Genomic DNA, 9,593 nt, shown 5'->3' with positions numbered 1-9,593 from the left:
AGGGATTTCAGGGGGTTAGGTGTGGGAAGAGGTGGGGGAGTTGGGTAGGATATTTAGCCGATGGACGCGGACATGTGCACCTTGCCCGCAATCGCATTCTACCCGTTGACGTGCCGGGATCCCTCCTGACTCTACGGCAAGTCGCGCAAAATGATCTGCAGTTGCCCGGCCGCAGTGCACACCTCAGGGGCAAGATCGAAATCGGGCTTGTAAGCTCTCATGCATACGCCCGGGTGGATGAGATTGCGCCACTCTCTCAAGTTTTCGGGGATGTCGAGCTCGCCTAAGCGAAGCAACGCCCTTACTCCACGCATGAGATCGACTAGGGACCAAGTGGTTGGATCGCGAGCGTCATGGAAGCGCCCGCGCGACCTACAGGAAGCCTCTGCCGTTTGGAGATCCTCTGCTGACTGGCGCTTGAGGAAGTCGATCATAATCGCTTCCATACCCAAGCAGTCCTGCCTTGGTCGTGGCTTATGAGTTGCGGGAGGCCCCACTTCTCGACTTGGGTGCCGCTAGTGTTGAAGGCGATCAGGTCGAGCAAAAGTGGATATACCGAGGGCTCGTCCCGCAGAAGCTTCTCCAAGCCATTTCGGTCCACGCCACCGCCATCGACAAGGCATTGGATATGAAGGATCGCTGAGCTCGACGACTTCAGGTGCTGCTCGACGACCTGCCAATCAATGAAGTCATCGCCAGCGAGGAGATTCGACGAGATGGATGCACGGAAGGCCCTGATTTTTTCGTCTGTATCCATTTGGGCCACCTTCGCGCGACGCCTCGCCGTTGTCCATGCGGGTTACGGTTCGGACCTCTTCAGGTTTCCGGACCGTTATCAGAGCCTAAGATTTGATAGCCGATCTGCATGGCCAGCGGGAGCTACTACGGATCTAAAAGGGGCGTCAGTAAGCGGCTCGACTTGGCCCTGCGCGTTTGGCGTTCGTGGCTGCCTAATGTGGCTTTATGAGTGAATATTCGTCCAAGTACTGGCTCAACATTCCGTCTTCGCGCTCGTCTGACGCTAACGGCTTACATTCCGCCCGCTGCTAACAGCCGAAATAAAACACCCCCGCCAGTCTCCCGGCGGGGGCGCTCCAAGCCCTACGATCAGGCGCTAACCGCCCCGATCAATCCTCGTCCATCTTCAGCGCGGCGATGAAGGCTTCCTGCGGGATCTCGACCTTGCCGAACTGGCGCATGCGCTTCTTGCCTTCCTTCTGCTTGTCCAGAAGCTTGCGCTTGCGGCTGGCGTCGCCGCCGTAGCACTTGGCGGTCACGTCCTTGCGCAGGGCGCGGACGGTTTCGCGGGCGATGATGCGGCCGCCGATGGCGGCCTGGATCGGGATGACGAACATGTGCTGGGGGATGAGCTCCTTCATCTTCTCGCACATGCCCCGGCCGCGGCTTTCGGCGCGGCTGCGGTGGACCAGCATCGACAGGGCGTCGACGGGCTCGCTGTTGACCAGGATCGACATCTTCACGAGGTCGCCGGCGCGGTAGTCCTCCAGCTGGTAGTCGAAGCTGGCGTAGCCCTTCGAGATCGACTTCAGGCGATCGTAGAAGTCGAACACCACCTCGTTCAGCGGCAGGTCGTAGACGACCATGGCGCGGCTGCCGACGTAGCTGAGCTCGCGCTGCATGCCGCGGCGGTCCTGGCACAGCTTGATGACGCCGCCGAGATACTCGTCCGGGGTGAAGATGGTGGCCTTGATCCAGGGCTCCTGGATCTCCTCGATCTGCATGACGTCCGGCAGGTCGGCCGGGTTGTGCAGCTCGATCTCCTCGCCGTTGCGCAGCCGGATCTTGTAGACCACCGAGGGGGCGGTCGCGATCAGGTCGAGGTCGAATTCGCGGGACAGGCGCTCCTGGATGATCTCCAGGTGCAGGAGGCCCAGGAAGCCGCAGCGGAAGCCGAAGCCCAGGGCGGCGCTGCTCTCCATCTCGTAGGTGAAGCTGGCGTCGTTCAGGCGCAGCTTGCCGACGGCGGCGCGCAGGTCCTCGAAGTCGGCGGCGTCGACCGGGAAGAGGCCGCAGAACACGACCGGGACCACTTCCTTGAAGCCCTTGAGGGCTTCGGCGGTGGGCTTCTTCTCGTCGGTGATGGTGTCGCCGACGGCGGCGTCGGCCACTTCCTTGATCGAGGCGGTGAAGAAGCCGACCTCGCCGGGGCCCAGGTACTCGACGTCGGTGGCCTTGGGCGTGAAGACGCCGACCTTGTCGATGCGGTGGGTGGCGCCGGTCTGCATCATGCGGACCTGCTGGCCGGCCTTCAGCGTGCCGTCGAAGATGCGGACCAGGACGACGACGCCGAGATAGGCGTCGTACCAGGCGTCGACCAGCAGGGCCTTGAGCGGGGCGTTGGGGTCGCCCTTGGGGGCGGGCAGGCGGGTGACGATGGCTTCCAGCACGTCGGGGATGCCCAGGCCGGTCTTGGCCGAGCACTCGACGGCGTCGGAGGCGTCCAGGCCGATGACGTCCTCGATCTGGGCCTTGACGCGGTCGACGTCGGCGGCGGGCAGGTCGACCTTGTTCAGGACCGGGACGATCTCGTGGTTGTTGTCGATGGCCTGGTAGACGTTGGCCAGGGTCTGGGCCTCGACGCCCTGGCTGGCGTCGACGACCAGGATCGAGCCTTCGCAGGCGGCCAGGGACCGGCTGACCTCGTAGGCGAAGTCGACGTGGCCGGGGGTGTCCATCAGGTTGAGGATGTAGGTCTCGCCGTCGGCGGCCTTGTAGGTCAGGCGCACGGTCTGGGCCTTGATGGTGATCCCGCGCTCCTTCTCGATGTCCATGTTGTCCAGGACCTGGGCGCTCATCTCACGCGCGGTGAGGCCGCCGGTGGTCTGGATCAGGCGATCGGACAGCGTCGATTTGCCGTGGTCGATGTGCGCCACGATTGAAAAGTTACGGATCTTGTCCAGAGGCGTCGAAGTCATGAGGCAGCCTCTAGCACATTTGGCCCGCTTCGCGAGGGGGCGGGTGCGGGGCGTTGGGCGGACATGCTTAACCGCGCGTTAAGTTTGGGGCCCCAAACCGGTCTCAATGGCTTGCAACAGTGTTGCAAAGTAACTGATCCGGAATTTCTGACATGGACCGTCGCAAGCTGATCCTCACCGGCGCGGCCGCTGGCCTGACCGCCTCGGCGACCGACGCCCTAGCGCGCCAAGCCAATCCGCCGCCGGCCGGCTCCAGCGGTCCAGTCTATGAGACGGGCGGCGCCTCGACCTATTCCCGCGACGAGATGGTCCGCGCCACCTCCGACTTCCTGGGCGTGACGGCCGAGAGCGCCGGCGCGGCCATTGAGCGGATTTTCAAGGAGAAGGGCCAGCCCACCGGCTATATCGCCGGCGAGGAGGGCTCGGGCGCCTTCGCCGTCGGCCTGCGCTATGGCCGGGGGCTGCTCTATATGAAGGGCCGTCCGACGATGGAGGTCTTCTGGCAGGGCCCTTCGATCGGTTGGGACTGGGGCGGCAACGCCAGCCGCGTCTTCACCCTGTGCTATAATCTGCAATATCCCGACGCGATCTTCCGCCGCTTCCCCGGCGTCGAAGGCAGCGCCTATCTGATCGGCGGCCTGGGCGTGAACTACCAGAAGGCCGACGAGATCACCCTGGCGCCGATCCGCGCAGGGGTCGGCCTGCGCCTCGGCGCGAACATCGGCTACCTGGGCTACAGCCGCAAGCGCCGCACGTTGCCGTTCTAGGCTCGCGCGGCGCGTGGAGGGGCTAGTGCTTCTCCACCTTCCCGTTCAGCCAGTCCATCACGGCCAGCAGCACGCCGGAGGCGACGAAGGACAGGTGGACAGTCACGAGCCAGAACAGGCGGACCTGATCCACCGTCTGGCCTGGCTCGGTCAGCTTCAGGAAGGCCTTCAGCAGGGCGATCGCCGAGATCGCCACGATCGAAGCGATCAGCTTCATCTTCAGACCCGAGAAGTCGACCGTGCCCATCCAGTCGGGGCGATCCTCGTGGCTGGCGGTATCGATCTTGGAGACGAAGTTCTCGTAGCCCGACAGGATGACGATCACGAGCAGGTTGGCGGCCAGCGACAGGTCGATCAGCGACAGAGCCAGCAGAATGGCGTCCTCGGGCTTCATCGTCAGCAGGTGCGGCAGTTCGTGCGCCAGCTCCTGGAAGAAGACCACGATCAGCGCCGCCAGGGCGACGACGAGGCCGACATAGAACGGCGCCATCAGCCAGCGCGAGGCGAACAGTCCGCGCTCCAACCACAGTTCCAGAATCGGTTTCTTCATTCAGGCCTCCGTCAAGCTCCAGCCTAGTCGGGCGAGGTGACATTCGTCACGCCCTGAACGCTCAGATTGCCGGATCACTAGGGGCGGGCGAGCCGAGCAGCATGCGAAGGTCGCTGCGAGCGCTGGCCATGTCCGCCAGGGTATAGCCGTCGAGGACCGCCAGGAAGGCGCGGGTGGCCTCGTTCAGGCCGCGGGGCAGGGTGCAGGCCGGCGCGACCTTGCAGGTGCTGCAGTCGACGAGTTGGAAGCCGTCCTCGGTGTGCCGGACGACGTCGCCGATGCGAATCTCCTCCGGAGGACGGCCCAGGCGCAGGCCGCCGTTCCGGCCTCGAACCGCCGTGACAAAGCCCGTCCGGCTGAGGTCCTGCACCACCTTCATCAGATGGTTCTGCGAGATCGAATAGGCGCGCGAAATCTCACCGATCGACACCAGCCGCTCGTCATAGGCGGTGAGGTGCAGAAGCACGCGCAGGGCGTAGTCGGTGTACCGAGTCAGACGCATTGCATCCGGCTTATCAGCAGCCGCGATAGTCCGTCGAGCGGCGTGGGTAAAAAGATGCACATTAAATGCATTTAATCTTGCATAACGACGATCTCCCAGATAGATGCGCGGAAAATGCATCTTTGAGGGGTTTTGAAATGGCTACGCAGCTTAGCGAAAAGACGATCGCGGTCGTGAAGGCGACGGCTCCGGTCCTCGCCGTCCATGGCGAGGCGATCACCAAGGCGATGTACGCGCGCCTATTCCAGGATGAGGCCATCGCCTCGCTGTTCAACCACGCCAATCAGGCGTCCGGCGCCCAGCCCAAGGCCCTGGCGGGCGCCGTGCTCGCCTATGCGCAGAACATCGACAATCTGGGCGTTCTGGGCGGCGCGGTCGAACGCATGGCCCAAAAGCACGTGGGCTACCATATCCTGCCCGAGCACTACGCGGCGGTGGCGACCGCCTTGCTCGGCGCGCTGGTCGACGTGCTGGGCGAGGCGGCCAATGAGGACATCCTGGCGGCCTGGGGGGAAGCCTATTGGTTCCTGGCTGACATCCTGAAGGGTCGGGAAGCGGCGATCCGCGAGGCGGCGGCCGCGGCGACGGGGGGCTGGGTCGGCTGGCGCGCGTTCGTGGTCGAGAAGAAGATTCGCGAGAGCAAGGTCATCACCTCGTTTATCCTGCGCCCGCGCGATGGCGGGCCGGTGATCGCCCATCGGCCGGGCCAGCACCTGACCTTCCGTTTCGACACGCCCTCGGAAAAGGGCCTGAAGCGCAACTACTCAATCTCGGCGGCGCCGAACGGCGAGACCTATCGCATCTCGGTCAAGCGCGAGGACGAGGGCCACGGCTCGGTGTTCCTGCACGACGTCGTGGCCGAGGGCGACATCGTCGAGGCGACTCCGCCCGCGGGTGATTTCCATCTGGCGCCGGCGCCGGATCGGCCGGTGGTGCTGCTGAGCGGCGGCGTCGGCCTGACTCCGATGGTCGCCATGCTGGAGGCGATCGCCAAGGATCACCCTGAGCTCGAGACCCATTTCGTCCATGGGGCGATCAACAGCCGCGTCCACGCGATGGCGCACCATGTCCGCGGCCTAGCGGCCGAGCATGGCCGCACGCGGGTGGCGACGTTCTATAGCGAGCCTCTGCCCAGCGACGCGGTGGGCGTGACTCACGACGTGGACGGCATGGTGGATATCGACTGGTTGAAGACCAACACGCCTTTCGACGCGGCCGACTTCTATCTGTGCGGCCCTCGGCCGTTCATGCGGGCGCTGGTGACGGGGCTGGCCGCGGCCGGCGTCTCGCCTGACCGCATCAAGTACGAGTTCTTCGGCCCCGCCGACGAACTCCTGGCGGCTTAGGCTACTGCCAGCCGAAGCCGACGCCGCGCACGGCCGGACAGGCGGCCAGGCGCGACGCCAGGGCTTCGGCGCGGGCGTCGCCCTGGTCGTCGATCTCGAGCCGAATGGCCATGTGCTGGCCCTCGGGAGCGGCGGACAGGGCGCGCAGCCGCGCCTGCTGGACCGAGGCCACGCCCAGCACGCGCATCAAGGCGTCGGGCGTGTCCTCGGCGGTGACGAGGAAGAGCCGGCGTTTCTCATCCTCTGGTTTGAGACTGTCTACGCGCACGGGCGGACCCATTGGTGCTCGACCGAGGCCGAGTTGACGCCCGGCCAGGCGGCGAGGTCGCGGGCCAGCAGTCGAGCCGCTTGGTCGCCCAGATGGCGCACGCGCAGCGAGGCTTCGACGATCTGGCCGACGGGCTTCATGGTCAGGCCGCACAGTTCGGCGCCGCTGTCGGCCAGGCCTTGGCGAACGGCGTCGAGCGCGCTGGGCGCGTCCTGCGCGGCCAGCAGCAACTGGTGCACGGTGACGCCGTCGGCGTCGCTGTGGAAGGCGGGTGGAGAGGGCAGGTAGCTCATCGATGTGGTCCTTGGATCTTGAGAGACTGGGAGGACCGAGGAACCGCGCAACAAAAAACCCCGCTCGTGGGAGCGGGGCTTTTTGGAGATCTTGCGATCCTTCGGCTTTGGGTTTGGTAGGGTTTCCTACCGCTGCTTGCGCCGATTTTGCCCCGTTCGAACTCGCACGGTTTTAATCTGGTTAATCATGTTCCACATCGACACCGCGCACGACATCGCAGCCACGGCGGCGAGGCCGGTGGTCACGAAGGCGGCGAAGGCGAAGGTCGATTGCATGTGGAAGCGATGAGTCCAATAGGCGCTTGTTACAGGTAGCGTGACATTCACTACCGCGCAAGGGCTTGCCCCGAGCAGGGACGTTCGGTCGCGGAGGAGGGCGGGGGCTGCCTCTAGTGAGGCTTGGCGCCTGGAAAGTCAGCAGATCGGTTTCCTTCTCCCCTTGCGGGAGAAGGTGGCGCGCAGCGCCGGATGAGGGGTTGAATGGCCTCTCCAACGAAAAAAGGGGCCGCCTGCGCGACCCCTCATCCGTCAGCCTCCGGCTGCCACCTTCTCCCGCAAGGGGAGAAGGGAACTTAAGACCGCAGCTTGCCGCCGGCCTTCTCGGCCGCCGCGACGACCTTGGCCGACAGGGCCTCGATCTCGGCGTCGGTGAGGGTGGCTTCGCGGGGCTGGACAACGACCTCGATCGCGACCGACTTGAAGCCTTCGGGCACGCCGGGGCCCTCGTAGACGTCGAACACGCGCGCGGCGGTGATCAGCGCCTTGTCGGCGCCGGCGGCGGCTTTCACGAGATCGCCGGCGGCCTTGGCCTTCTCGACCAGGAAGGCGAAGTCGCGAGTCAGCGGCATCAGGGCCGAGGGCGAGAAGGCCGGGCGGGTCTTGACCGACTTCTTCTTCGGCTCGGGGATCGCCTCCAGGGTGATCTCGAAACCATAGACCGGGCCGGCCACGTCCAGGGCCTTGAGGACCGCCGGGTGGATCTCGCCGAACTCGGCCATCACCGCCTTGGGGCCCAGCTGCAAACGCGCGGAGCGCCCAGGATGCCACCAGGACGAGGCCGAGCCTTGCGCGGTCTGCAGCGAGGCGACGGGCGCGCCCAGCTCTTCCAACAGGGCCAGCAGGTCGGCCTTGACCGTGAAGACGTCGCCTTGCGGGGCCTTGTCCCAGCCGCGCGGAGCCTTCGGGACCAGGATCGCCGAGACGACGGTGCGCTGGTCGTTCGGTTTGTCGCCGTGGAAGGTCGGGCCGATCTCGAACAGGGCCGCGTCCGGGAAGCCCTGGCGGGCGTTGCGGCCGGCGGCCTCGATCAGGTTGGGCAGCAGCGACGGGCGCATGCAGTCCAGCTCCGAGGCGATCGGGTTGGCGAGGACGAGCTCGGCCGCGCCGCCGCCGAACAGCTCGGCGGTCTCGCGGCTGGTGAAGCTGTAGGTCACGGCCTCGGCGTAGCCGGCGGCCGCCAGAGCCCGGCGCGCCGTGCGGGCGCGGGCCTGCTTCGCGGTCAGGATGCCGCCGACCGCGCGCGGCGCTTCCGGCAGCGGCGTCGAGGGCAGGGCGCCATAGCCGGCGATGCGGGCGATTTCCTCGACGAGGTCGGCCTTGCCTTCCACGTCGCGGCGGAAGGTCGGCGGGGTGACGGTCCAGGGCGAGCCGTCCTTCACGTCGAAGCCCAGGTCGACCAGGATCTGGCGCGCGCGGTCGGCCGAGACCGACAGGCCCGATAGCTGCTCGACATAGGCCGGATCGAAGCCGAAGCCCTTCGGCGCGGCCGGAACCTCGCCGGCGACGATGATCTCCGACGGCTGGCCGCCGCAGAGCTCCAGGATCAGCTTAGTAGCCAGCTCGATCCCCGGGACGACCGAACCGGTGTCGACCGTGCGGGCGAAACGGTACTGGGCGTCGCTGTTGATGCCGGTGGCGCGGCCCGTCTGGGCGATGCGGATCGGCTCGAACCAGGCGCTTTCGACGAAGACGTCGACCGTCTCGTCCGAGCAGCCGGTGCTCTCGCCGCCCATGACGCCGCCCAGGCCGATCGGGCGATTGCCCTCGGCGTCGGCGATCACGCACATCTCCGGCGTGATGTCATAGGTCTTGCCGTCCAGCGCGATCAGCTGCTCGTCGTGGTGCTCGGCGGGCGAGGGCTGGTCGCCGGGGGTGACCTCGGCCTTGCCGCGGCCCAGGCGCGCCTCGATCGTCGCGCCGACCAGCTTGGCCGCGTCATAGACGTGCAGCGGCCGGGCGCGGTCGTAGGAGATCAGGTTGGTGATGTCCACCAGGGCGTTGATCGGACGCAGGCCGATGGCGGTCAGGCGGTCCTGAAGCCACTTGGGCGATGGGCCGTTCTTGACGCCCTTGATCAGGCGGCCGGCGAACACCGGGCAGGCCTCGCCGTCCACCTTGACGGTGATCGGGCAGGGGAACGCCCCGGCGACCGGCGCGATCGACAGGTCCTTCAGCGTGCCCACGCCCGCGGCGGCCAGGTCGCGGGCGATGCCGGCGACGCCCAGCCAGTCGGGGCGGTTGGGGGTGACTTCGAAATCGATGACGGCTTCCAGGCCCAGGGCGTCGACGGCCGGCGTGCCGACCGAAAGGCTGTCGGGCAGCTCCATGATGCCGTCGCTCTCGGTGGCGTATTCCAGCTCGGCGGCCGAGCAGAGCATGCCGTTCGAGACGACGCCGCGCACCGGCTTCTCCACCAGGGTCACGCCCAGGCCCGGCACGTAGGCGCCGATCGGGGCGTAGATGGTGGTCAGGCCCGCGCGGGCGTTCGGCGCGCCGCAGACGATCTCCTTGCGGCCGTCGACCGTGTCGACCTGGCAGACCTGAAGACGATCGGCGTTCGGGTGACGCGCGGCCTCGACGATCTTGCAGACCGTGAAGGGCGCAAGCTTGGTCGCCGGATCGAGGACATGCTCGACCTCGAGCCCGGCCATG

Annotated in this window: 11 protein-coding genes; 2 read left to right on the top strand and 9 right to left on the bottom strand. The window is 66.3% G+C overall.

The genetic code is table 11. The annotated features are described in order from the left end of the window. Nucleotides 1–131 precede the first annotated feature (131 nt). The 3 genes from AX690_RS20525 to lepA all read right to left on the bottom strand — a co-directional run bounded on the left by AX690_RS20525 (nucleotide 132) and on the right by lepA (nucleotide 2,936). Complete coding sequence (locus tag AX690_RS20525) at nucleotides 132–434, bottom strand: hypothetical protein (protein ID WP_066683998.1); 303 nt, start codon at nucleotides 432–434, stop codon at nucleotides 132–134. Then, complete coding sequence (locus AX690_RS20520; RefSeq protein ID WP_066683996.1) at nucleotides 431–757, bottom strand: hypothetical protein; 327 nt, start codon at nucleotides 755–757, stop codon at nucleotides 431–433. The genes AX690_RS20525 and AX690_RS20520 overlap by 4 nt, the downstream gene beginning before the upstream one ends. A 370-nt stretch (nucleotides 758–1,127) precedes the next feature. Next, nucleotides 1,128–2,936 carry a translation elongation factor 4 gene (gene lepA, locus AX690_RS20515; protein WP_066730541.1) on the bottom strand — a complete coding sequence of 603 codons (1,809 nt, stop codon included), beginning with the start codon at nucleotides 2,934–2,936 and terminating at the stop codon, nucleotides 1,128–1,130. Nucleotides 2,937–3,088: 152 nt separating this feature from the next. Between lepA and AX690_RS20510 the strand changes: the two genes are divergently transcribed. Beyond that, nucleotides 3,089–3,703 (top strand): DUF1134 domain-containing protein, encoded by a 615-nt coding sequence (locus tag AX690_RS20510; protein WP_066680115.1) that lies wholly within the window; start codon nucleotides 3,089–3,091, stop codon nucleotides 3,701–3,703. Nucleotides 3,704–3,725: 22 nt separating this feature from the next. Here AX690_RS20510 and AX690_RS20505 read toward each other — a convergent pair whose 3' ends face one another. Together AX690_RS20505 and AX690_RS20500 are read right to left on the bottom strand one after the other, a co-directional pair. Next, on the bottom strand, nucleotides 3,726–4,253 hold the full coding sequence (locus AX690_RS20505; protein WP_066680117.1) for a TIGR00645 family protein: 528 nt from the start codon (nucleotides 4,251–4,253) through the stop codon (nucleotides 3,726–3,728). Nucleotides 4,254–4,314: 61 nt separating this feature from the next. Continuing rightward, nucleotides 4,315–4,755 (bottom strand): Rrf2 family transcriptional regulator, encoded by a 441-nt coding sequence (locus AX690_RS20500; protein WP_066680119.1) that lies wholly within the window; start codon nucleotides 4,753–4,755, stop codon nucleotides 4,315–4,317. Nucleotides 4,756–4,892: 137 nt separating this feature from the next. On the opposite strand from AX690_RS20500, the gene hmpA reads away from it, so the two are divergent. Next, the gene (gene hmpA, locus AX690_RS20495; protein WP_066680121.1) at nucleotides 4,893–6,101 is read left to right on the top strand and encodes an NO-inducible flavohemoprotein; all 1,209 of its coding nucleotides are present in this window, start codon (nucleotides 4,893–4,895) and stop codon (nucleotides 6,099–6,101) included. A gap of 1 nt (nucleotide 6,102) precedes the next feature. Here the strand turns inward: hmpA and AX690_RS20490 are convergent, their stop codons facing one another. The 4 genes from AX690_RS20490 to pheT all read right to left on the bottom strand — a co-directional run. Next, nucleotides 6,103–6,381, bottom strand: a complete 279-nt coding sequence (locus tag AX690_RS20490) for a hypothetical protein (RefSeq protein WP_066680125.1) — start codon at nucleotides 6,379–6,381, stop codon at nucleotides 6,103–6,105. Then, nucleotides 6,360–6,662, bottom strand: coding sequence for a hypothetical protein (locus tag AX690_RS20485; RefSeq protein WP_066680127.1), 303 nt, complete (start codon nucleotides 6,660–6,662; stop codon nucleotides 6,360–6,362). Before AX690_RS20485 ends, AX690_RS20490 begins: the two co-directional genes overlap by 22 nt. Before the next feature lie 126 nt (nucleotides 6,663–6,788). Next, nucleotides 6,789–6,938 (bottom strand): hypothetical protein, encoded by a 150-nt coding sequence (locus AX690_RS23095; protein WP_106907222.1) that lies wholly within the window; start codon nucleotides 6,936–6,938, stop codon nucleotides 6,789–6,791. Nucleotides 6,939–7,234: 296 nt separating this feature from the next. Continuing rightward, nucleotides 7,235–9,593 (bottom strand): phenylalanine--tRNA ligase subunit beta (gene pheT, locus AX690_RS20480; RefSeq protein ID WP_066730540.1); only part of this gene is annotated, 2,359 nt, incomplete at its 5' end.

It is taken from the genome of Caulobacter sp. CCH9-E1 (assembly GCF_001556515.1).
Taxonomy (GTDB): Bacteria; Pseudomonadota; Alphaproteobacteria; order Caulobacterales; family Caulobacteraceae; genus Caulobacter.
This window is presented reverse-complemented; position numbering and strand designations above follow the sequence as displayed.